Raw genomic sequence first — 21683 nt, 5'->3', positions numbered from 1 at the left:
GGAATGCTATGAGTCTGAATTTTCTTGATTTTGAACAGCCGATTGCAGAGCTGGAAGCGAAAATTGACTCGCTGACTGCAGTCAGCCGTCAAGACGAAAAATTAGATATTAATCTGGACGAAGAGGTTCAGCGCCTGCGTGAAAAGAGCGTTGAGCTGACGCGCAAGATTTTTGCCGATCTTGGGGCTTGGCAAATTGCCCAATTGGCACGCCACCCGCGCCGTCCTTATACCCTGGATTATATCAAACACATCTTTACCGACTTCGAAGAGTTGGCGGGCGATCGCGCTTACGCTGACGACAAAGCGATCGTCGGGGGGATTGCGCGTCTGGATGGCCGCCCGGTGATGATCATCGGGCACCAGAAAGGCCGTGAAACCAAAGAGAAGATCCGCCGCAACTTCGGCATGCCGGCGCCGGAAGGCTACCGCAAGGCGCTGCGCCTGATGGAAATGGCCGCACGCTTCAAGATGCCGATCATCACCTTTATTGATACCCCGGGCGCTTATCCGGGCGTGGGCGCGGAAGAACGCGGCCAGTCGGAAGCTATCGCGCGCAACCTGCGTGAGATGTCGCGTCTGAACGTGCCGGTCATCTGCACCGTCATCGGCGAAGGCGGCTCCGGCGGCGCGCTGGCGATCGGCGTGGGCGACAAGGTGAACATGCTGCAGTACAGCACCTACTCGGTGATTTCGCCGGAAGGCTGTGCTTCCATCCTGTGGAAGAGCGCCGATAAGGCCCCGCTGGCGGCAGAAGCGATGGGCATCACCGCACCGCGTCTGAAAGAGCTGAAGCTGATCGACTCGGTGATCCCGGAGCCGCTGGGTTCCGCGCACCGCGACGTGCCGGCGATGGCCGCCGCGCTGAAAGCGCAGCTGCTGGCCGATCTGAAAGATCTGGATGGTCTGAACGACGAAGAGTTGCTCAACCGCCGTTACCAGCGTCTGATGAACTACGGCTACTGCTGAGTTCTGTGCTTCGCTGCAAGAAACCGCCTCCGGGCGGTTTTTTTTTGGCTACACACCGCCGGATTTTCGTGGTGTTATAGAGACTTGGCCGTTAACTGACAGGAGCTGCCGATGAATATCATCGCCATCATGGGCCCGACGGGCGTCTACTACAAAGATGAGCCGATTCGCGAGCTCCACGCTGCGCTGGCCGCCATGGGATTCCAGCTGGTGTACCCCAAAAACAGCGGTGACCTGCTGAAGCTGATCGAAGCCAACGCCCGCATCTGCGGGGTGATCTTCGACTGGGACGACTACAGCCTGGAGCTGTGCAGCGAGATCAACGAGCTGAACGAATACCTGCCGCTGTACGCCTTTATCAATACCCACTCCACCTTCGACGTCAGCCTGCATGAAATGCGTATGGTGCTCTATTTCTTCGAGTACGGCCTGAATGCGGCGGACGACATCGCGCAGCGCATCCAGCAGTACACCGCGGAATACATCGACACCATTACGCCGCCGCTGACCAAGGCGCTGTTCAACTATGTGCGCGAAGGCAAGTACACTTTCTGCACGCCGGGCCACATGGCTGGCACTGCGTTTCAAAAAAGCCCGGTGGGCTGCCTGTTCTATGACTTCTTCGGCGCCAATACCCTGAAGGCCGACATCTCGATTTCGGTCACCGAGCTCGGTTCGCTGCTGGATCACACCGGGCCGCACCTGGAGGCCGAAGAGTATATCGCGCGCACCTTCAACGCCGAGCAGAGCTATCTGGTCACCAACGGCACCTCCACCGCCAACAAGATCGTCGGCATGTATTCGGCGCCGGCGGGCAGCACGGTACTGATCGACCGCAACTGCCACAAATCGCTGTGCCACCTGCTGATGATGAGCGATATCGTGCCGATCTATCTGCGCCCGCTGCGCAACGCCTACGGCATCCTCGGCGGCATTCCGCAGCGCGAATTCACGCGTGAGAGCATCGCCGCCCGGGTGCAGGCGACGCCGAACGCCACCTGGCCGGTGCATGCGGTGATCACCAACTCCACCTATGACGGCCTGTTGTACAACACCGACTACATTAAGCAGACGCTGGAGGTGCCGTCGATCCACTTCGACTCCGCCTGGGTGCCTTACACCAACTTCCATCCGATTTACGACGGCAAGAGCGGCATGAGTGGCGAGCGGGTGCCCGGCAAGGTTTTCTACGAAACCCAATCTACCCACAAGCTGCTGGCCGCCTTCTCGCAGGCCTCGATGATTCATATCAAGGGCGACTACGATGAGAGCACCTTCAACGAAGCCTACATGATGCACACCACCACTTCGCCGCACTACGGCATCGTGGCGTCGATGGAGACCGCCGCCGCCATGCTGCGCGGCAACCCGGGGCGCCGTTTGATCAACCGTTCGGTGGAACGCGCGCTGCATTTTCGCCGTGAAGTGCAGCGGCTGCGCGAGGAAAGCGACAGCTGGTTCTTCGATATCTGGCAGCCGGAAGAGATCGATGAGGCGCAGTGCTGGCCGCTGGATCCGGACGATAACTGGCACGGTTTCGGCCAGACCGATCGCGATCATATGTACCTCGATCCGATCAAGGTAACGATCCTGACACCGGGCATGAATGAGCTGGGCGCGCTGGAGGAAGAGGGGATCCCGGCGGCGCTGGTGGCGAAGTATCTCGACGAACGCGGCATCGTGGTGGAGAAGACCGGGCCGTACAACCTGCTGTTCCTGTTCAGCATCGGCATCGATAAAACCAAGGCGATGAGCCTGCTGCGCGGCCTGACCGACTTCAAGCGCGCCTACGATCTCAACCTGCGGGTGAAGAACATGCTGCCGGATCTGTACGCCGAAGATCCGGATTTCTATCGCCATATGCGCATCCAGGATCTGGCCGCCGGCATTCATCGCCTGATCCGCCAACACGATCTGCCAGGCCTGATGCAGCGGGCGTTCGACGTGCTGCCGGAAATGAAGCTGACGCCGCACCAGATGTTCCAGGAGCAGGTGCGCGGCAATGTCGAAACCTGCGAGCTGGATCAGCTGGTGGGCAAGGTGGCGGCCAATATGATCCTGCCTTATCCGCCGGGCGTGCCGTTGGTGATGCCGGGGGAAATGATCACCGAAGAGAGCCGGGCGGTGCTCGATTTCCTGCTGATGCTATGCTCGATCGGTGAGCGCTATCCCGGTTTTGAAACCGATATTCACGGCGCCAAACTGACGGAAGACGGGTGCTATCTGGTGAAGGTGCTGAAAGCCCCGCAGCCATAAGGCCATAACGCGCCCGGCGGTTTGGCAAGATAAGCCGGGCTTTTTCATTGACGGCATCGCCGCCGCCGGATACCGTGCCCCATCAGAATGAACAGGGGAGGGTTTCTATGCTGGCATTACGTCAGGTGCATCACATCGCGATCATTGGCGCGGACTACGCCGCCAGCAAGCGTTTTTACTGCGACATTCTCGGGTTTACCCTGCTGAGCGAAGTCTACCGTGAGGAGCGCGGCTCCTGGAAAGCGGATCTGGCGCTCAACGGGCAATACACCATCGAGCTGTTTTCTTTCCCCTCGCCGCCGGCTCGCGTCAGCCGCCCGGAGGCCTGTGGCCTGCGCCATCTGGCGTTCAGCGTCGACGACATCGATCAGGCTATCGCTCATCTGCAGGCGGCCGGCGTTGCCTGCGAACCGGTGCGTGTCGATCCCTACACCCAATCCCGCTTTACCTTTTTCAGCGATCCCGATGGTTTACCGTTAGAATTATACGAGAGTTAACGGCTTAATCGCCTCCCGGCGGCCACAGCCGGGGGCGGTTATGCTATGATCGCGCCCTTGCCCTACATGCCTACAGAGTTATTTCCGCCATGCAAGAGCCTGCTTTTCGCGTCGGGGAGTGGCTGGTTACTCCTGCCGACAACACCATCAGCCGCGATGGTCGCCAGAAAACGCTGGAACCGCGCCTGATCGACATGCTGTGCTATTTCGCCCGGCACCCCGACGTGGTGCTGAGCCGCGACGAGCTGATCGACAACGTCTGGAAGCGCAATATCGTCACCAACCACGTGGTGACCCAATGTATTTCAGAGCTGCGCAAGTACCTGAAAGACGGCGACAGCGACAGCCCGGAATACATTATCACCGTGCCCAAGCGCGGGTATAAGCTGGCGACGTCGGTGATCTGGTGTGAAGAAGGGGAGACACAACCCGCGATTGCACCGGCGCCGCAGATCGCGGTGATCATGCATGAGCCGGAAGACGGCCGCGATGATGAAGAAGATACGCCCTACGTGCCGCCGCGCCGGGCAAGCGTGCCGGCTGCTGCGCCCGGCGAAAATAAGCCGCATTTTTATCGCCGCTCGACGTTCTGGGTGTGGCTGGCGTTTCTGAGTGCGCTAAGCGTCTGCGTGGCGTTTGTCGGCATCGCCACGCTGTCGCAGCGCGTGCCGGTATCGACCATGCCGGTGCTGCTCAACCCGCGCGATATCGATATCCGCATTCAGGGCGGCGAGAGCTGCAGCAACTGGATGCCGCAGCTCTCTTATGTGGTGGGCGTCAGCGAGCTGATTACCGATTCGTTGAACACTTACTCTACCTTCCTGGTGCACGACCAGACCAACTACAACTATTCCGGCCCCAGCAACTCGGGCAAGTCGCTGTATATCGAGTTCGTCAATCAGCGCCACTACCGCGCCCAGCAGTGTTTCCTCTCCGTGCGGCTGGTGGATAACGCCGACAGTTCGATCATGTTGGACAAGCGTTACTTCATCACCGCCGATAACCAGCTGAAGATCCAGACCGACTTCCTCGCCAGCCTGTCCGCGGCGCTGAAGCAGCCTTGGCCGCCACAGCTGGAGCAGCGTCTGGCGCAGTTGCTGCCGGACAACGGGCCGTTGCTGCAGCGTTTCTACCAGGCGCATCAGTTGCTGATCCGCGGTGACGCCGATTCGTTGACCCGCGCCAGCGCCCAGCTGAGCGAGCTGATTAACAGCGCGCCGAACTTCCGCTATCTGCTGGCTGAAAAAGCGTTGGTGGATCTGCTGCGCAATTCTTATCAACCGTTCGACAGCCAGACATTGGCGCAATTGCGGGCCGATATCAGCCATCTGGCGGCGATCCCCGAATTGAAGAACACGCCGATCATGCAGCAAGTTCTGGCGGTAGATGCCTTGACGCAGGGGCGCATTGACGAGGCGCACCGGGCGATCGATCTGGGGATTGAATTGCAAATGTCGTGGCTGAATTATGTGCTGCTGGGCAAGGTGTATGAAATGCAGGGGCAGAATCATTTGGCGGCCGACTCTTATATTACCGCCTTCAATCTTCGCCCCGGTGAGGATACCTTGCATTGGATCACCAATGGCGTATTCCAGACGTCATTGACCAACGTGGTGCCTTATTTAAATAACTATCAGCGCCAATAATTAACCCAATATCACGCCGCTCTTATTCTTCGGGGATCATGGCGGCGTTATTTATTGGTGAAGTTATGTTGCGTGAATGTATTATTTTGCTGCGCGATATTATCTCTTTTTTGCCATTTGTTATGCGTTATTAACCTTGTCATCTTTTTGTTTTTAAATGATGTTTATCTTTTCTTTAGCCTGTCTTTTTATCTTGATGTGTTAATAAAAAACCTCAGGTTATCATTTGTATGATCATGAGCGTAATCTCACTTTATCTTTAGGACTTTATTCCCCCCGATGGTTAGCATCCTGACTATCAAGCCGGCTCATTAAAATCTTTTATTTATGGGCGTGGCTTATAAGAAACGTAAATCAGGAGAAACTGACCATGGCTTCACCCAAGAAAATAGGGCTTATTGCCTGCACCGGCGTGGTCGCCGGTAATATGATGGGGAGCGGGATTGCCTTATTGCCCGCCAACCTGGCGAGTCTCGGATCCATCGCCATTTGGGGATGGGTGATCTCGATTATCGGGGCAATGTCGCTGGCTTATGTGTATGCCCGCCTCGCCACCAAAAACCCACAGCAGGGCGGCCCTATCGCCTACGCCGGTGAAATTTCCCCGGCCTTCGGTTTCCAGACCGGCGTGCTTTATTACCATGCCAACTGGATCGGTAATCTGGCCATCGGCATTACCGCCGTTTCTTATCTCTCCACCTTCTTCCCGGCGCTGAACAACCCGGTGCCCGCCGGCATCGCCTGTATCGCCATCGTGTGGGTCTTCACCTTCGTGAACATGCTGGGCGGAACCTGGGTCAGCCGTTTGACCACGCTGGGCCTGGTGCTGGTGCTGATCCCGGTGATCGTGACCGCCACCCTCGGCTGGCACTGGTTTGACGCCGCCACCTACCAGGCTAACTGGAATACCTCCGGCACCACCGACAGCCATGCGGTCATCAAAAGTATCCTGCTGTGCCTGTGGGCGTTCATCGGCGTGGAATCCGCGGCGGTCAGCACCGGCATGGTGAAAAACCCGAAACGCACCGTACCGCTGGCGACCATGCTCGGCACCGGTCTGGCGGGCATCATCTATATCGCCGCCACCCAGGTGATCAGCGGCATGTTCCCGGCGTCTGAAATGGCCGCCAGCGGCGCGCCGTTCGCCATCAGCGCCTCGGCGATTATGGGCAACTGGGCGGCGCCGATGGTTTCCGCCTTCACCGCCTTCGCCTGCCTGACCTCGCTCGGTTCGTGGATGATGTTGGTCGGCCAGGCCGGGGTGCGCGCCGCCAACGACGGCAACTTCCCGAAAGTGTACGGCGAGCTGGATAAAAACGGCATTCCGAAGAAAGGCCTGCTGCTGGCTGGCTGCAAAATGACCGCGCTGATGGTGCTGATCACCCTGATGAGCTCCGCCGGCGGCAAAGCCTCCGACCTGTTCGGTGAGCTGACCGGCATCGCGGTGCTGCTGACCATGCTGCCTTACTTCTACTCCTGCGTAGACCTGATCCGCTTTGAAGGGGTCAACGTGCGCAACCTGCTGAGCCTGATCGCTTCAGTGTGCGGCTGCGGCTTCTGCTTCATCGCGCTGATGGGCGCCAACTCTTTCGAACTGTCCGGCACCTTTATCATCAGCCTGATTATCCTGATGTTCTACGCCCGGAAAATGAATACCCGTCAGGCTGCCAACGCCGCGGCGGTTGATGAAAACACCACGGCCAAAGCGCACTGATTCGCGTCCGCTGACCGACTGAATTTACCCAGCCCCTTTCTTTCCGACCTGTCAGCCGCGACGGGAAGGGGCTTGCTTTGCCAGGAGAAATGCATATGAACGTTATCGCCATCATGAATCACATGGGTGTCTACTTTAAAGAAGAGCCTATCCGTGAACTGCATCAGGCGCTGGAAAGTCTGGATTTCCGCATCGTTTACCCTAACGATCGCGAAGACCTGCTGAAACTGATCGAGAACAACGCCCGCTTGTGCGGGGTGATCTTCGACTGGGACAAATACAACCTGGAGCTGTGCGAAGAGATCAGCCAACTGAACGAGTACATGCCGCTGTACGCATTCGCCAACACCTATTCGACGCTTGACGTCAGCCTGAACGATCTGCGCATGCAGGTGCGCTTCTTCGAATATGCGCTCGGCGCGGCAACCGACATCGCCGCCAAGATCAAACAGAATACCGACGAGTATATCGACACCATCCTGCCGCCGTTGACCAAGGCGCTGTTCAAATACGTGCGCGAAGGCAAATACACCTTCTGTACGCCGGGCCACATGGGCGGCACCGCGTTCCAGAAAAGCCCGGTGGGCAGCCTGTTCTACGATTTCTTCGGCCCGAATACCATGAAGTCGGATATCTCGATTTCGGTGTCCGAGCTGGGATCGCTGCTGGATCACTCCGGCCCGCACAAAGAGGCGGAAGAGTATATTTCTCGCGTGTTCAACGCCGAACGCAGCTACATGGTCACCAACGGCACTTCCACCGCCAACAAGATCGTCGGCATGTATTCGGCGCCGGCGGGCAGCACGGTGCTGATTGACCGCAACTGCCACAAGTCGCTGACTCACCTGATGATGATGAGCGACATCACGCCGATCTACTTCCGCCCGACCCGCAACGCTTACGGCATCCTCGGCGGCATCCCGCAGAGCGAGTTCCAGCGCGCCACCATCGCCAAACGCGTGAAGGACACCCCGAACGCCACCTGGCCGGTGCACGCGGTGATCACCAACTCCACCTATGACGGCCTGCTGTACAACACCGACTTTATCAAGAACACTCTGGACGTGAAGTCTATCCACTTCGATTCCGCCTGGGTGCCTTACACCAACTTCCATCCGATCTATAAAGGCAAGTGCGGCATGAGCGGCGGCCGCGTGGAGGGCAAGGTGATCTATGAAACCCAGTCCACCCACAAACTGCTGGCGGCCTTCTCGCAGGCGTCGATGATCCACGTGAAGGGCGACATCAACGAAGAGACCTTCAACGAAGCCTACATGATGCACACCACCACTTCGCCGCACTACGGCATTGTGGCCTCGACCGAAACCGCTGCGGCGATGATGAAAGGCAACGCCGGCAAGCGCCTGATCCACGGTTCTATCGAACGCGCGATCAAGTTCCGTAAAGAGATCAAACGTCTGAAAGTCGAATCCGACGGCTGGTTCTTCGACGTCTGGCAGCCGGAGCACATCGATGAGCCGGAGTGCTGGCCGCTGCGCTCCGACAGCGCCTGGCACGGTTTCAAGAACATCGACAATGAACACATGTATCTGGACCCAATCAAGGTCACCATTCTGACGCCGGGGATGAGCAAGGAAGGCGAGATGCAGCCGTTCGGCATCCCGGCCAGCATCGTGGCGAAATACCTCGACGAGCGCGGCATCATCGTCGAGAAAACCGGGCCGTACAACCTGCTGTTCCTGTTCAGCATCGGCATCGATAAAACCAAGGCGCTCAGCCTGCTGCGCGCGATGACCGACTTCAAACGCTCGTTCGACCTGAACCTGCGGGTGAAAAACATGCTGCCTTCTCTGTATCAGGAAGCGCCTGATTTCTATGAAAACATGCGCATTCAGGATCTGGCGCAGAACATTCACCGCCTGGTGGAGCAACACAACCTGCCGGACCTGATGTACCGCGCGTTCGAAGTGCTGCCAACCATGGTGATGAACCCGTACCAGGCGTTCCAGAAAGAGCTGCACGGCGAAGTGGAAGAGGTCTATCTGGAAGAGATGGTCGGTAAGGTCAACGCCAACATGATCCTGCCATACCCACCGGGCGTGCCGCTGGTGATGCCGGGCGAGATGCTGACCGAAGAGAGCCGGCCGGTGCTGGAGTTCCTGCAGATGCTGTGCGAAATCGGCGCGCATTATCCGGGCTTTGAAACCGACATTCACGGCGCCTACCGTCAGGCGGACGGACGTTATCGGGTGAAAGTGCTGAAGGCGAAATAACCGCAGCCAAAAACAGGGGAGGCGCTCGCGCTTCCCCTTTGTCGTTCACCGACTGATGGGAGACCACCATGAAAACACCCTCACAGCCGCGCGCAATCTACTATGTCGTAGCGATACAAATTTGGGAATATTTCAGCTTTTACGGCATGCGTGCGTTACTGATCCTCTATCTGACCCACCAACTCGGCTATACCGACAGCCACGCCATCGATCTCTACAGCGCTTACGCTTCGTTAGTTTACGTCACTCCAATTTTGGGCGGCTGGCTCGCCGACCGCCTGCTGGGCAACCGCGTCGCGGTGATCGCCGGCGCGGCGCTGATGACCCTGGGGCATATCGTGCTTGGCCTGAGCGCGGTCTCCGCCCAGTCGCTCTATCTGGCGCTGGCGATCATCATCTGTGGTTACGGCCTGTTCAAATCCAATATCAGCTGCCTGCTGGGTGAGCTGTACCCGGCGCAGGACTCGCGCCGCGAAGGAGGCTTCTCGCTGCTGTACGCCGCCGGCAACGTCGGTTCCATTTTGGCGCCGATCGCCTGCGGGCTGGCGGCTGAACGCTATGGCTGGCACGTCGGTTTTGCGTTGGCCGGGATCGGCATGTTCGCCGGCCTGGCGATCTTCCTGCTCGGCGGGCGCCATTTTCGCCACACCCGCGGCGTCAATGTGCCGCTGATGCGCGCCAAAAGCCTGGGCCTGCCGCACTGGGGTTGGCTGCTGGCGGCGCTGCTGGCGTCGCCGCTGTTCTTCACGCTGCTGTTTGAACGCGACTGGGCCGGCTATTTGCTCGGGTTGGTGTGCGTGGCGGCGGTGGCGCTGGTGGCGCGCATTATGCTGCGCGCGGACGCCGGCCAGCGGCGGGGGCTGTGGCAGATCATCGTACTGATGCTGCTGGGCACGCTGTTCTGGGCTTTTGCCCAGCAGGGCGGCAGCTCCATCAGCCTGTTTATCGATCACTTCGTCGACCGGCGTTGGTTCGGCTGGACGGTGCCGACCGCGCTGTTCCAGTCGGTTAACGCCTGCGCGGTGATGCTGGGCGGCGTGGCGCTGGCCTGGCTGGCGAGCGGCGGTGGCGCGGGCGACCGGACGCTGCGCATCTGGTGCAAGTTCGCCTTCGGCCTGTTGCTGATCGGCGTCGGCTTTATGCTGATGGCGCTCAATACGCGGCTGCACGGGCCGGGTTCGATGGGGCTGATGATCGCCGGCCTGGCGGTGATGGGCTTCGCCGAACTGTTTATCGATCCGGTGGCGATGGCGCAGATCACCCGGCTGAATATCCCCGGCGCCACCGGCGTGTTGACCGGTATCTATATGCTGGCGACCGGTTCGATCGCCAACTATCTGGCGGGCATCATCGCCAATCAGACCGCCGAAGACCACATCGAGGGGGCGGCGATGCAGGCGTATGGCCGCATTTTCGCCCAGATCGGCTGGGGGGCGGCCGGGTGCGCGCTGGCGGTGATCGCGGTGCTGGGCGGCTGGTGGCTGCTGACGCGGCGCCAGGCCCGGACGGTTAATGCTTGATTGATGGCGGTAGGCGGGGTTAACGTGCAGCTATGTAGAAGTGACAAAGCCTACCGATGGATACTGATCAATTAACGACGCAGGTAGCGGACCAGCTGGGCGCGCAGCAGCGGCTGCTGGTGGCGTTCAGCGGCGGCCTGGATTCCAGCGTGCTGCTGCATCTGCTGGCGACGTTGCGCCGCCAGCGTCCGGCGCTGCAGCTGCGTGCGCTGCACGTGCATCATGGCCTGAGCGCCTTTGCCGACCGTTGGGTTGAGCATTGCCGCCGCCAGTGCGCCGACTGGCGGGTGCCGCTGACGGTGACGCACGTGCAGGTGGATGCCCGCCAGGGCGGCATCGAAGCGGCGGCGCGTGCGGCGCGCTATGCCGCCTTCAGCGCAGCATTGGCGGAGGGAGAAGCGCTGCTTACCGCTCAACACCTTGACGATCAAAGCGAAACTTTCCTGTTGGCGCTCAAGCGCGGCAGCGGGCCGGCGGGGTTGTCGGCGATGGCGGCGCGCGCCACGCTGGGCGAGCACTTGCTGTTGCGGCCGTTGCTGGGCTGCTCGCGTCAAACGCTGGAAAGCTACGCGCAGCGCCACGCCTTAAGCTGGATAGATGACGACAGCAATCAGGACACGCGCTTCGATCGCAATTTCCTGCGTTTGCAGGTTTTGCCGCTGCTCAATCAGCGCTGGCCGCACTTCGCTTCGGCGGTGGCGCGCAGCGCCAGCCTGTGCGCCGAGCAGGAGCAGCTGCTGGACGAACTGCTGGCGGAACCGCTGCAAAGCCTGTTGGCGGCGGATCGCTCATTGGCGATCGACGGCCTGACCGACTGTTCGCCGGTGCGGCGTTTCGCCTTGTTGCGGCGCTGGATCGCGTTGTTTAACGTCACTATGCCGGCGCGTGAGCAGCTACAGCGCCTGTGGGAGGAGGTGGCACTCAGCCGGGAAGACGCCGAACCGCAGCTGCAGCTCGGCGCCTATCAGATCCGCCGTTTCCGTGGCCGACTGCACCTGCTGCCGCCGCTGGCGGCGCTGCGTGGTGTGCATCTGCTCTGGCGGCCTGACGAGCCGCTGACGTTGCCGGACGGGCTGGGGCGCCTGATCGCCGGTGAGGGCGATCTGGCGCTGCGCGCGCCGCTGTCATCGCAGCGGATCAGCATTCGTTTCGGCGGCGTGCAGGGCGCCGTGCGCATCGTGGGGCGCGCCCATTCGCGGCCGATAAAAAAACTGTGGCAGGAGCTGGGGATCCCTCCCTGGCAGCGTGATCGCATCCCGTTGATTTATTATGATGAGCAGTTGATCGCTGCCTTGGGCGCATTCGTCTGTGAGGCGGGGCAGGTGGCGGAAGGCGAACGCCCGTGGCGGCTGCGCTGGGAAAAAAATCATAATCGTGAGGAGCAATGATGAAGTTTGTGGGGATCACGCTGTTGGCCGCCGGCCTGTTCAGCCTGCCGGCGTTGGCGGCGGGGGATGCGGCCGCCGGTCAGGCGAAAGCCGCCGCCTGTGCGGCGTGCCACGGCGCGCAGGGCAAGGTGACGGTGCCGATGTACCCGAATCTGGCCGGACAGAACGCCATGTACCTGCAGCATGCGCTGCAGGCGTATAGGAAAGGGGAGCGCAACGGCGGCCAGGCCGAGGTGATGAAGGCCTATGTGTCGGGGCTGTCGGATAACGACATCGCCGATCTGGCGGCTTACTATGCCAGCCTGAAGCCGTAAATGACGAGGGCAGCCGTCGGGCTGCCCTGTTGGGATGGGGTTACCGCTGCTCAGTCCGACAGACTGACGACCACGGTACCGATTTCCGGATGACTGAAACTGCTGATATGGTCCAGACGCAGGTCGCGCTGCTGGCCGTTCTGTTCGATGGTCAGATACTCAACGCGTTTCTTTTGCAGCAGGTCGATCGCCTTGGCCTCGATCACTTCTCCGTCGCGTAACTCCAGCTTCAGAATAAGTTTATGCTGACAGGCGAGTTCCAGGTTGTCGTAGTCATCGCAATTGATGGGTTGGTACTCATCATTCATCAACATAGTCGCTCACCAATAAGTTAGCGGCGGCAAAGGCCGCCTGTTCCCTAACGGAGGACGGTAGCGCGTCGTTCGCTGCGACATCGTCCAATGCCTTTAACGCACAAGCCAGCGCATCAGGCACGTAGCCAAGATCTCCACTGCCAATCTCGGCGTAAGTACGGCGTACTAACTCACAGTATTGTTGCACAGTTTCCTCCCTTAAGAACCTCTGCATCATCAAGACCGCTCTCGCGATGAGGCGCAGGCTCTCGGAGTTTTATCCTATCCTAGACGACTATAGCACAGCTGTTATGGAGTTATCAGCACCTCGACACGCCTTTCGTTCTGCGCCGAACCGGGCTGCGCTGGCGGCGTTCGCCCCTGATCAAGTACACTGTCGCCGAATAATAACGAGGTCACCCATGGCGCTGAAAGCAACCATTTATAAAGCCGCGGTCAATATCGCTGATATGGATCGTCACTTCTATCACGACGCCACGCTGACGCTGGCGCAACACCCGTCCGAAAATGAACAGCGCATGATGTTGCGCCTGTTGGCCTGGATCTGCCATGCCGACGAGCGGCTGGTGTTCACCAAAGGGCTGAGCGCCGACGATGAGCCGGAGATCTGGCAGCGCAACGACCATAACGGGCTGGAAATGTGGATCGAGATGGGGTTGCCCGACGAGAAGCGCATTCGCAAGGCCTGCAACCAGTCGCCGCGCGTGGTGCTGTACGCCTACGGCGAGCGCGCCGCGCACGTGTGGTGGCAGGGAATGCAGGGCAAGGTGGCCGGTTACAAGAACCTGAGCGTGCGTTTCCTCGATGACGAGCAGCTGGCGCGGCTGACGGCGCTGGCCAGCCGCACCATGACGCTGCAGGCGACGCTGCAGGAGGGAACTATTTGGCTGTCCGATGCTCAGAATAGTCTGGAAATCCAGTTTGCCGAGTGGCAGCGGGCGCAGGTGTGACCGGTGCTGGAACTGTCAAGAAACGTCGCCATACCGGATAATGAGCTGGAATTGACGGCGATCCGCGCGCAGGGCGCGGGCGGCCAGCACGTGAACAAAACCTCAACGGCGATCCATTTGCGCTTTGACATCCGGGCATCCAGCCTGCCAGAGTATTATAAGGAAAGGCTGTTGGCGCTGAATCACCATTTAATTACCGCCGATGGCGTGGTGATTATCAAGGCGCAAGAGTATCGCAGTCAGGAATTGAATCGCGAAGCGGCGTTGGCCAGGCTGGTCGCGTTGATTCAGCAGGCGATGGTGGTGGAAAAAACGCGCAAGGCGACCAAGCCGACGAAAGGAGCGAAACTGCGTCGTTTGGAAGGCAAGACGCGTAAAGGCGCCACCAAGGCGCTGCGCGGCAAGGTTCGCACTTAGGAATACATGAACACAGTAGGAGAATAACTGTGAAGAAAATTACGATAGCCCTGTTCTTGGCGGCAGGTGCACTCTCGTTGTTGGGATGCAATAATCATTATCAGCCGAAGGAACAACCGCTGCAGGCGATGCCGCAGAGTTATCAAGGGGTGTTGCCTTGCGCTGATTGCGGCGGTCTGGATACGGCGCTGTTCCTGGATGAAGACGGCACCTTCGTGCTGCAGGAAACCTATCGCGGCAGCAAAGACGGCGATCAGACCTTTGCCGACTACGGCAAATGGGCGCGCACCGCGGATAAGCTGGTGCTGACCGATAGCACCGGCGAGAAACGCTACTTCCGTCCGGTGGGCAAGAGCCTGGAGATGCTGGATCGCAGCGGCGCGCCGATCGAGTCCAAGCTGAATTACCGTCTGGAGCCGGTTGAAAAACCGTTGCCTAAAACCCCGATGGCGATGAAAGGCAGCTACAGCTATATGGCCGACGCGGCGGTGTTCAAAGATTGCGCCACCGGCATCACTTTCCCGGTGGATAACAACATCGCGCTGGAGCAAGGTTACGCTAAGGCCAATAAGACTGCCGGCGAGCCGGTGTTCCTGACCTTCAACGCGCACTTCAGCGTGCAGCCGTCGATGGAAGAGGGGCAGATTGAAAAAGCGGTGGTGCCGGACGGCAAGATCGCGTTCGACCGCAGTAAAAGCTGCAGCAGCAAGTAACGCGTTTCGGATATAAAAAAACCCGCCTAGGCGGGTTTTTTTATTCTCTGGCGATCGACGCTTAGCGTTTGATCTGGCCCAGCAGGAAATCAACGATTTCGCCGGTTTTGATCATCTGCTTCTCGCCGATGCGGCGGTTCTTGTACTCGATCTCTTCGTTGTCGAGGTTACGATCGCCGATAACGATAGAGTGCGGCACGCCGATCAGTTCCATATCCGCGAACATCACGCCCGGACGCTCTTTGCGGTCATCGAGGATCACGTCGATGCCGTGGGAACGCAGGGTGTTGTACAGCTCTTCTGCCAGCGCCTGTACGCGGAACGACTTGTGCATGTTCATCGGCAGAATAGCGACCTGGAACGGCGCGATGGCGTCCGGCCAGATGATGCCGCGTTCGTCGTGGTTCTGCTCGATGGCGGCGGCCACGACGCGCGTGACCCCGATGCCGTAGCAACCCATGGTCAGCACCTGGTTGCGGCCGTCTTCACCCTGCACGGTCGCTTTCATCGCTTCCGAGTACTTGGTGCCGAGCTGGAAGATATGGCCCACTTCGATGCCGCGTTTGATCAGCAGCGTACCCTGACCGTCCGGGCTGGCGTCGCCTTCCACCACGTTACGGATATCGGCCACCTGCGGCAGCGGCAGATCGCGCTCCCAGTTGATGCCGAAGTAGTGTTTGCCGTCAACGTTGGCGCCGGCGCCAAAGTCGCTCATCGCCGCTACGCTGCGGTCGGCAACCACCGGCATCTGCAGCTTGACCGGGCCGAGGGAACCCGGGCCGGCGCCGACGATGGCGCGGATCTCTTCTTCGGTGGCGAAGGTCAGCGGCGCGGCAACCTGCGCCAGCTTCTCGGCCTTGATTTCGTTCAGCTCGTGATCGCCGCGCACCAGCAGGGCGACCAGCTTGTGGCCGCTCTCTTCGGTGGCGCGCACCATCAGCGTCTTCACGGTTTTTTCCACCGGCAGCTGGAATTGCTCGACCAGCTCGGCGATGGTTTTGGCGTTCGGCGTATCTACCAGGCGCAGTTCTTCACTGGCTGCGGCGCGCGGCTCTGCCGGCGCGACCGCTTCCGCCAGCTCGATGTTGGCGGCGAAGTCGGAACCGGTGGAGAACACGATATCGTCTTCACCGCTCTGCGCCAGCACCTGGAATTCGTGCGAGGCGCTGCCGCCGATCGAGCCGGTATCCGCCTGCACCGGGCGGAAATCCAGGCCCATGCGGCTGAAGATTTTGCTGTACGCTTCGTACATTGCGTCGTAAGTCTCCTGCAGAGACTCCTGTGAGGTGTGGAAGGAGTAGGCATCCTTCATCAGGAACTCACGGGAACGCATCACGCCGAAACGCGGGCGCACTTCATCACGGAACTTGGTCTGGATCTGGAAGAAGTTCAGCGGCAGCTGTTTGTACGAACTGATCTCGTTGCGGATCAGATCGGTGATCACTTCTTCATGCGTCGGGCCCAGCACGAACGGACGATCGCCGCGGTCGACGAAGCGCAGCAGCTCGGGGCCGTATTGCTCCCAACGGCCGCTTTCCTGCCACAGATCGGCAGGCTGAACCACCGGCATGGACACTTCGATCGCGTTAGCATTGTTCATTTCTTCGCGAACGATGTTTTCAACCTTCTTCAGAACGCGCAGGCCGGTCGGCAGCCAGGTGTAAAGACCGGAGGCCAGCTTGCGGATCATCCCGGCGCGCAGCATCAGCTGGTGGCTGATCACTTCGGCGTCGGCAGGTGTCTCCTTCAGTGTGGAGAGCAGATATTGGCTAGTACGCATGGTGTTTTGGTTCCGTTAGAACTGCAAATTGCATCGGGCTGCCAGAGTGGCGGCCAAAAGTGACAAAAGTGGTTTAGTTTACCAGCGCGAGCGGGTCGCCAAAAGAGAGGCGGCGGAATTTTAACGCGGGTCGAGCGCCAACACTTCGGTGCGGCCGTCCACGACGCGCCAGCGCACGTTGAAATCCAACAGCCAGACGGCGTAATCCCGTTCGACGTCCTCTCCTTTACGATAGGCGGGACGGGGATCTTGCGCCAGCACCTGGCTGATAAAACGCCTTAATTGCGGGTAGCGCGCCTGATGTTGCTGCAGCTGTTGCTCGGCCTGCGGTGCGAAACGCACCGGCATATCGCCGGCGGGCGCGGCCTGGGCAAAGCCGGCGCGGGCCTGCGGCTGGCTCTCGGCGAACGGCAGATAAGGCTTGATGTCCACCACCGGGGTGCCGTCGACCAGGTCGAGGCTGCCCAGTTCCAGCGCCACTTCACCGTTTTTCACCCGCACGCCCTTCAGCTCAATGAGCGACATGCCGAGCGGGTTGGGGCGGAAGGTGGAGCGGGTGGCGAACACGCCCATGCGGGCATTGCCGCCTAAACGCGGCGGACGCACCGTCGGGCGCCAGCCGCCTTCCATGGTTTGATGGAAAATGAACATCACCCACAGATGGCTGAAATCGCTGAGGCCGCGCACCGCTTCCGCCTGGTTGTAAGGCGGCAGCAGCAGCAGTTCGCCGCCGCCGTCTTCGACCAGCCCCGGCTGGCGGGGCACGGCGAATTTTTCTTTATACGGCGAGCGGATCACGCCGATCTGCTCGAAAACGAATTCGGTCATTTGGAGGAGACGTTAAGCGCCGAGCCCTGACAAACGGCCTGTTGATAGCAACCGGCGACGCCGCTGACAATTTGGCAGTCGTGCAGCAGCACGGCGTTGGCCTTCATGTAAGACGCACGGATTTGCATGCGTTTACGGGCGGTAGCCAGATTCGGTGGAGAGTCTTGCACGGTGGTTTGGCACGATTCGCCGGACACTTCACCCAGATCGCGGAACGGTTTACCCACGAGTTCTTCTGCACTTTTGTACAGTTTTACCGGTGCGGGGCGGGCGGCCGGCGTAGTTTTGGCCGGAGCGGTGGTAGTCGGCTTGCTGGTGCTGCTTGTTGAGGACGGCGCGATACGCTGCGATGAACATCCGGCCAGCGCGAGCGCTAACAAACAGAGAGGTAAAACACGCATTGAGATTCCTCTGCCTTAATGAAAGTGGCGCTATTGAAGCAAGCTATGGCGGAAATAACAAGACGGGCCTTGGCCCGTCTTGCAATTATAGGAATAAAATGGGTGAATAAGCGCTTACCAGCCTTTCACCGCGCCGCCGTTGAAGATTTTGTTGGCGGCCGCGTCAACGTCGTCAGACTGATAGGCCTGAACGAATTTCTTCACGTTTTCCGCATCTTTGTTATCTTCGCGCGCAACCAGCAGGTTGACGTAAGGCGAGTCTTTATCTTCCACGAACAGACCGTCTTTCGCCGGCGTCAGGCCGATCTGGCTGGCGTAGGTGGTGTTGATCACCGCCAGCGCGATCTGCTGATCGTCCAGAGAGCGCGGCAGCTGAGGCGCTTCCAGCTCAACCAGCTTCAGGTTTTTCGGGTTCTCGGTCACGTCCAGCACGGTCGGCAGCAGGCCAACGCCGTCTTTCAGCTTGATCAGACCAACTTTCTGCAGCAGCAGCAGCGAACGGCCCAGGTTGGTCGGATCGTTAGGCAGCGCGATCTGCGAACCTTCTTTCAGCTCGTCCAGCGATTTGATTTTCTTGGAGTAACCGGCGATCGGGTAAACGAAGGTGTTGCCGACCGGCACCAGCTTGTAACCGCGGTCTTTGATCTGCTGATCCAGATAAGGCTTGTGCTGGAAGGCGTTCAGATCGATATCGCCTTTGCTCAGCGCTTCGTTAGGCAGCACGTAGTCGTTGAAGGTGACCAGTTCAACGTCCAGACCGTACTTCTCTTTCGCCACTTTCTGCGCCACTTCAGCCACTTGCTGCTCAGCGCCGACGATCACGCCGACCTTGATGTGGTTCGGATTCTTTTCATCCTGGCCACAGCCCGCCAGAGCCAGCGTGCCGATCAGTGCGCCAATTGCCGCGATGGATTTAAATTTTAACGACATATCCCTTCCTCATTAGACTCGCATTAACATGCGGTGAAACTATTTATGGGTAACGGCTTTGACGATGCGATCGCCGCAGAATTGGATCAGATAAACCAAAACTACCAGTAATACTAATACGGTATTCATCACTGTGGCGTTATAACCGATATAACCGTATTGGTAACCGATTTGGCCCAGGCCGCCGGCGCCGACCGCGCCGCCCATGGCGGAGTAGCCCACCAGGGTGATCAGGGTGATGGTCGCGGCGTTGACCAGGCCCGGCAGGGCTTCCGGCAGCAACACTTTCTTGATGATCTGCATCGGCGTGGCGCCCATGGCGCGCGCGGCTTCCACCAGGCCGGACGGGATCTCCAGCAGGGCGTTTTCCACCATGCGCGCGATGAACGGCGCGGCGCCCACCGTCAACGGCACGATGGCCGCCTGCAGGCCGATCGAGGTGCCGACGATCATGCGGGTAAACGGAATCATCCAAACCAGCAGGATAATGAACGGAATGGAACGGAAGATGTTCACCAGCCCGGACAGGATCTTATACAGCGAATTGTTGGCGATGATCTGCCCCGGGCGGGTGACATACAGCAGCACACCTACCGGCAGGCCGAGCACGAAACCGAAGAAGCCGGAGACAAAGGTCATCATGACGGTTTCCCACACGCCACGCGCCATCAACCACATCATTGCCTCAGACATAACCCAGAACCTCTACTTTTACCTGATTTTCTTGCAGGAACTTAATCGTCGCCAGCGCGTCTTCGTCGCTGCCGTGCAGCTCCGCCAGCATCACGCCGAATTTCACGCCGCCGGCATAATCCATCTGGGCGCTGATAATGTTGTTGTTCACGTTGAAGCGGCGAGCGGCTTCAGACAGCAGCGGCGCATCGACCGACTGACCGGTGAACTCCAGGCGCAGCAGCGGCTGGCGGTCGCCCTGACGCTCCGGCGACAGGCGCGCGGCGTAGTCGTCCGGGATATCCAGATGCAGCGTGGACTGAATGAACTGCTGGGCCAGCGGGGTTTTCGGGTGTGAGAACACTTCGCTGACGCTGTCTTTTTCGATCAGCTGCCCCTGGCTGATGACCGCGACCTGGTCGCAGATGCGTTTCACCACGTCCATTTCGTGGGTGATCAGCAGAATGGTCAGGCCCAGGCGGCGGTTGATGTCTTTCAGCAGCTCCAGGATGGAGCGGGTGGTGGCCGGATCCAACGCGCTGGTGGCTTCGTCGCACAGCAGCACTTTGGGATTGCTGGCCAGCGCACGGGCGATCGCCACGCGCTGTTTCTGGCCGCCGGACAGATTGGCCGGATAGGCGTCGTGTTTGTCCGCCAGGCCGACCAGCTCCAGCAGTTCGGTCACGCGCTTTTTGATCTCGGCGCGCGGCGTATTGTCCAGCTCCAGCGGCAGCGCCACGTTGCCGAACACCGTGCGGGAAGAGAGCAGGTTGAAGTGCTGGAAGATCATGCCGATTTGGCGACGGGCGCGCGTCAGTTCGCTTTCCGACAGAGACGTCAGATCCTGGCCATCGACCAGCACCTGGCCGGAGGTAGGGCGCTCAAGCATGTTGGCGCAGCGGATCAGCGTGCTTTTGCCGGCGCCGGAAGAGCCGATAACGCCATAGATTTGCCCTGCAGGGACGTGAAGGGTCACGTCAGAGAGCGCGGTAATGGTGCGCGAACCCTGCTGGAACACTTTAGTGATGTTAGAAAGTTTAATCATATTCTTCTTATTTTAGCGTGGTTGCCCGTGGCTAGATAAAAGTAAACCTCGGCGTGGAACCAAGGTATGGATCAGATGTTAAGGCGTCTAGACGTCTAAGTCAACGGCCAGCGACGTTCTCCGGCGTTCTCAGTGCGGGGTAAAACATGCGATACTGTCAGCGTATTCAGCCCCTCAGGAGCAAAGCGGTGACACAAAGCGTTCCAGCAATTTTTCTCGATCGTGACGGTACGATTAACGTTGACCATGGTTATGTCCATGAAATCGACAATTTCCACTTTATTGACGGCGTGATTGACGCCTGTCGCGAACTCAAAAAGATGGGGTTCGCGCTGGTGATGGTGACCAACCAGTCGGGCATTGCGCGCGGCAAGTTCAGCGAAGACCAGTTTATGTACCTGACCGAGTGGATGGACTGGTCGCTGGCCGATCGCGACGTCGACTTCGACGGCATCTATTTCTGCCCGCATCATCCGGAGGCGGTAGTGGAAGAGTATCGTCAGGTCTGTGACTGCCGTAAACCGCAGCCGGGCATGCTGCTGCAAGCGCAGCAGGAATTGAACATCGATATGGCCGCTTCTTATATGGTGGGCGATAAACCGGAAGATATGCAGGCGGCGATCGCGGCCGGCGTCGGCACCAAGGTGCTGGTGCGTACCGGCAAGCCGGTGACGGAGCAGGGTGAAAAGCTGGCCGATTGGGTGCTAAATAGCCTGGCGGACCTGCCGGCAGCCATCAAAAAGCGGGTTTAATAGGCGTTACGCATGAATAGTGAGCGGTCAGATAAAAAATGCATATTATCGCTTGTCATTCTGAACCGGCTCCCTATAATGCGCCTCCATCGACACGGCGCAAGTGATTCACTTCACACAGCGGCCGGGAAGAAAGAGAAAAAATCCTGAAAATTAGGGTTGACTCTGAAAGAGGAAAGCGTAATATACGCCACCTCGAGTTAGCAAGCGAAAGCGCCTAACTCACTGCTCTTTAACAATTTATCAGACAATCTGTGTGGGCACTCCACAAGACGATATCCAGCATCTTCGGATGCAAAAAAATATCAAGTCTTGAAGAGTGACTAACTGAAGTAAAATTCATG

General features: G+C 59.2%; 21 protein-coding genes. 13 read left to right on the top strand and 8 right to left on the bottom strand.

Annotated elements, in window-relative coordinates; all coding sequences use genetic code 11:
• Window positions 1-8: 8 nt before the first annotated feature.
• From accA to ACJ8OK_RS16860, 9 genes are all read left to right on the top strand, one after another.
• Window positions 9-968: an acetyl-CoA carboxylase carboxyl transferase subunit alpha gene (accA, locus tag ACJ8OK_RS16900; RefSeq protein WP_004931972.1), complete on the top strand. Its 960-nt coding sequence runs from the start codon at window positions 9-11 to the stop codon at window positions 966-968.
• 111 nt (window positions 969-1079) lie between these two features.
• Complete coding sequence (locus ACJ8OK_RS16895) at window positions 1080-3224, top strand: lysine decarboxylase LdcC (RefSeq protein WP_004931974.1); 2145 nt, start codon at window positions 1080-1082, stop codon at window positions 3222-3224.
• A 107-nt stretch (window positions 3225-3331) separates the two neighbouring features.
• Window positions 3332-3721, top strand: a complete 390-nt coding sequence (locus tag ACJ8OK_RS16890; protein ID WP_015378887.1) for a VOC family protein — start codon at window positions 3332-3334, stop codon at window positions 3719-3721.
• A gap of 89 nt (window positions 3722-3810) precedes the next feature.
• On the top strand, window positions 3811-5367 hold the full coding sequence (cadC, locus tag ACJ8OK_RS16885) for a lysine decarboxylation/transport transcriptional activator CadC (protein WP_442530732.1): 1557 nt from the start codon (window positions 3811-3813) through the stop codon (window positions 5365-5367).
• 370 nt (window positions 5368-5737) lie between these two features.
• A complete protein-coding gene (gene cadB / locus ACJ8OK_RS16880) occupies window positions 5738-7081 on the top strand; it encodes a cadaverine/lysine antiporter (protein ID WP_033639529.1) in 1344 nt (447 codons plus the stop codon).
• Window positions 7082-7176: 95 nt separating this feature from the next.
• Window positions 7177-9315, top strand: coding sequence for a lysine decarboxylase CadA (cadA, locus tag ACJ8OK_RS16875; protein ID WP_004931982.1), 2139 nt, complete (start codon window positions 7177-7179; stop codon window positions 9313-9315).
• Window positions 9316-9383: 68 nt separating this feature from the next.
• Complete coding sequence (dtpD, locus tag ACJ8OK_RS16870; RefSeq protein ID WP_082997399.1) at window positions 9384-10835, top strand: dipeptide permease DtpD; 1452 nt, start codon at window positions 9384-9386, stop codon at window positions 10833-10835.
• A gap of 56 nt (window positions 10836-10891) precedes the next feature.
• Window positions 10892-12223, top strand: coding sequence for a tRNA lysidine(34) synthetase TilS (gene tilS / locus ACJ8OK_RS16865; protein WP_033632256.1), 1332 nt, complete (start codon window positions 10892-10894; stop codon window positions 12221-12223).
• Window positions 12223-12537, top strand: coding sequence for a c-type cytochrome (locus ACJ8OK_RS16860; protein ID WP_049277238.1), 315 nt, complete (start codon window positions 12223-12225; stop codon window positions 12535-12537). Before tilS ends, ACJ8OK_RS16860 begins: the two co-directional genes overlap by 1 nt.
• 50 nt (window positions 12538-12587) lie before the next feature.
• Here the strand turns inward: ACJ8OK_RS16860 and rof are convergent, their stop codons facing one another.
• Both rof and ACJ8OK_RS16850 read right to left on the bottom strand, forming a co-directional pair.
• Window positions 12588-12851 (bottom strand): Rho-binding antiterminator, encoded by a 264-nt coding sequence (gene rof, locus ACJ8OK_RS16855; RefSeq protein WP_004931991.1) that lies wholly within the window; start codon window positions 12849-12851, stop codon window positions 12588-12590.
• A complete protein-coding gene (locus tag ACJ8OK_RS16850) occupies window positions 12838-13038 on the bottom strand; it encodes a YaeP family protein (RefSeq protein WP_004931993.1) in 201 nt (66 codons plus the stop codon). Before ACJ8OK_RS16850 ends, rof begins: the two co-directional genes overlap by 14 nt.
• A 214-nt stretch (window positions 13039-13252) precedes the next feature.
• On the opposite strand from ACJ8OK_RS16850, the gene ACJ8OK_RS16845 reads away from it, so the two are divergent.
• From ACJ8OK_RS16845 to nlpE, 3 genes are read left to right on the top strand one after another with little or no spacing between them, the layout of a single operon-like run.
• Entirely contained in the window at window positions 13253-13801 is a 549-nt protein-coding gene (locus tag ACJ8OK_RS16845) for a YaeQ family protein (RefSeq protein ID WP_004931995.1), read from the top strand.
• 3 nt (window positions 13802-13804) lie between these two features.
• The gene (arfB, locus tag ACJ8OK_RS16840) at window positions 13805-14218 is read left to right on the top strand and encodes an alternative ribosome rescue aminoacyl-tRNA hydrolase ArfB (RefSeq protein ID WP_004931997.1); all 414 of its coding nucleotides are present in this window, start codon (window positions 13805-13807) and stop codon (window positions 14216-14218) included.
• A 29-nt stretch (window positions 14219-14247) separates the two neighbouring features.
• Window positions 14248-14931, top strand: a complete 684-nt coding sequence (nlpE, locus tag ACJ8OK_RS16835; protein WP_033632258.1) for an envelope stress response activation lipoprotein NlpE — start codon at window positions 14248-14250, stop codon at window positions 14929-14931.
• Between the two features lie 61 nt (window positions 14932-14992).
• Here nlpE and proS read toward each other — a convergent pair whose 3' ends face one another.
• The 6 genes from proS to metN form a co-directional block, all read right to left on the bottom strand.
• Window positions 14993-16711, bottom strand: a complete 1719-nt coding sequence (proS, locus tag ACJ8OK_RS16830) for a proline--tRNA ligase (protein ID WP_082997397.1) — start codon at window positions 16709-16711, stop codon at window positions 14993-14995.
• Window positions 16712-16831: 120 nt separating this feature from the next.
• Window positions 16832-17539, bottom strand: coding sequence for a tRNA (N6-threonylcarbamoyladenosine(37)-N6)-methyltransferase TrmO (gene tsaA, locus ACJ8OK_RS16825; RefSeq protein ID WP_033632260.1), 708 nt, complete (start codon window positions 17537-17539; stop codon window positions 16832-16834).
• Window positions 17536-17940 (bottom strand): Rcs stress response system protein RcsF, encoded by a 405-nt coding sequence (gene rcsF, locus ACJ8OK_RS16820; protein WP_004932006.1) that lies wholly within the window; start codon window positions 17938-17940, stop codon window positions 17536-17538. Before rcsF ends, tsaA begins: the two co-directional genes overlap by 4 nt.
• A 114-nt stretch (window positions 17941-18054) precedes the next feature.
• A complete protein-coding gene (locus tag ACJ8OK_RS16815) occupies window positions 18055-18870 on the bottom strand; it encodes a MetQ/NlpA family lipoprotein (protein ID WP_033632261.1) in 816 nt (271 codons plus the stop codon).
• 39 nt (window positions 18871-18909) lie between these two features.
• Window positions 18910-19563 (bottom strand): methionine ABC transporter permease MetI, encoded by a 654-nt coding sequence (locus ACJ8OK_RS16810; RefSeq protein WP_004932010.1) that lies wholly within the window; start codon window positions 19561-19563, stop codon window positions 18910-18912.
• A complete protein-coding gene (gene metN, locus ACJ8OK_RS16805) occupies window positions 19556-20587 on the bottom strand; it encodes a methionine ABC transporter ATP-binding protein MetN (protein ID WP_004932012.1) in 1032 nt (343 codons plus the stop codon). The genes ACJ8OK_RS16810 and metN overlap by 8 nt, the downstream gene beginning before the upstream one ends.
• A 188-nt stretch (window positions 20588-20775) precedes the next feature.
• Between metN and gmhB the strand changes: the two genes are divergently transcribed.
• Complete coding sequence (gene gmhB / locus ACJ8OK_RS16800; protein WP_015378880.1) at window positions 20776-21339, top strand: D-glycero-beta-D-manno-heptose 1,7-bisphosphate 7-phosphatase; 564 nt, start codon at window positions 20776-20778, stop codon at window positions 21337-21339.
• The last annotated feature ends 344 nt before the right edge of the window (window positions 21340-21683 follow it).

The organism is Serratia sp. CY71090, assembly GCF_052166845.1.
GTDB classification, from domain to species: domain Bacteria; phylum Pseudomonadota; class Gammaproteobacteria; order Enterobacterales; family Enterobacteriaceae; genus Serratia; species Serratia nematodiphila.
Note: the sequence above shows the minus strand (reverse complement) of the source record. Positions and strands in the feature narration are given on the sequence as shown.

What these genes read in the sequence shown, in the direction of transcription:
- accA (WP_004931972.1), top strand. Translation starts at nt 9, where the DNA reads ATGAGTCTGAATTTTCTTGATTTTGAACAGCCGATTGCAGAGCTGGAA.
- ACJ8OK_RS16895 (WP_004931974.1), top strand. Translation starts at nt 1,080, where the DNA reads ATGAATATCATCGCCATCATGGGCCCGACGGGCGTCTACTACAAAGAT.
- ACJ8OK_RS16890 (WP_015378887.1), top strand. Translation starts at nt 3,332, where the DNA reads ATGCTGGCATTACGTCAGGTGCATCACATCGCGATCATTGGCGCGGAC.
- cadC (WP_442530732.1), top strand. Translation starts at nt 3,811, where the DNA reads ATGCAAGAGCCTGCTTTTCGCGTCGGGGAGTGGCTGGTTACTCCTGCC.
- cadB (WP_033639529.1), top strand. Translation starts at nt 5,738, where the DNA reads ATGGCTTCACCCAAGAAAATAGGGCTTATTGCCTGCACCGGCGTGGTC.
- cadA (WP_004931982.1), top strand. Translation starts at nt 7,177, where the DNA reads ATGAACGTTATCGCCATCATGAATCACATGGGTGTCTACTTTAAAGAA.
- dtpD (WP_082997399.1), top strand. Translation starts at nt 9,384, where the DNA reads ATGAAAACACCCTCACAGCCGCGCGCAATCTACTATGTCGTAGCGATA.
- tilS (WP_033632256.1), top strand. Translation starts at nt 10,892, where the DNA reads ATGGATACTGATCAATTAACGACGCAGGTAGCGGACCAGCTGGGCGCG.
- ACJ8OK_RS16860 (WP_049277238.1), top strand. Translation starts at nt 12,223, where the DNA reads ATGAAGTTTGTGGGGATCACGCTGTTGGCCGCCGGCCTGTTCAGCCTG.
- rof (WP_004931991.1), bottom strand. Translation starts at nt 12,851, where the DNA reads ATGTTGATGAATGATGAGTACCAACCCATCAATTGCGATGACTACGAC.
- ACJ8OK_RS16845 (WP_004931995.1), top strand. Translation starts at nt 13,253, where the DNA reads ATGGCGCTGAAAGCAACCATTTATAAAGCCGCGGTCAATATCGCTGAT.
- proS (WP_082997397.1), bottom strand. Translation starts at nt 16,711, where the DNA reads ATGCGTACTAGCCAATATCTGCTCTCCACACTGAAGGAGACACCTGCC.
- tsaA (WP_033632260.1), bottom strand. Translation starts at nt 17,539, where the DNA reads ATGACCGAATTCGTTTTCGAGCAGATCGGCGTGATCCGCTCGCCGTAT.
- rcsF (WP_004932006.1), bottom strand. Translation starts at nt 17,940, where the DNA reads ATGCGTGTTTTACCTCTCTGTTTGTTAGCGCTCGCGCTGGCCGGATGT.
- ACJ8OK_RS16815 (WP_033632261.1), bottom strand. Translation starts at nt 18,870, where the DNA reads ATGTCGTTAAAATTTAAATCCATCGCGGCAATTGGCGCACTGATCGGC.
- ACJ8OK_RS16810 (WP_004932010.1), bottom strand. Translation starts at nt 19,563, where the DNA reads ATGTCTGAGGCAATGATGTGGTTGATGGCGCGTGGCGTGTGGGAAACC.
- metN (WP_004932012.1), bottom strand. Translation starts at nt 20,587, where the DNA reads ATGATTAAACTTTCTAACATCACTAAAGTGTTCCAGCAGGGTTCGCGC.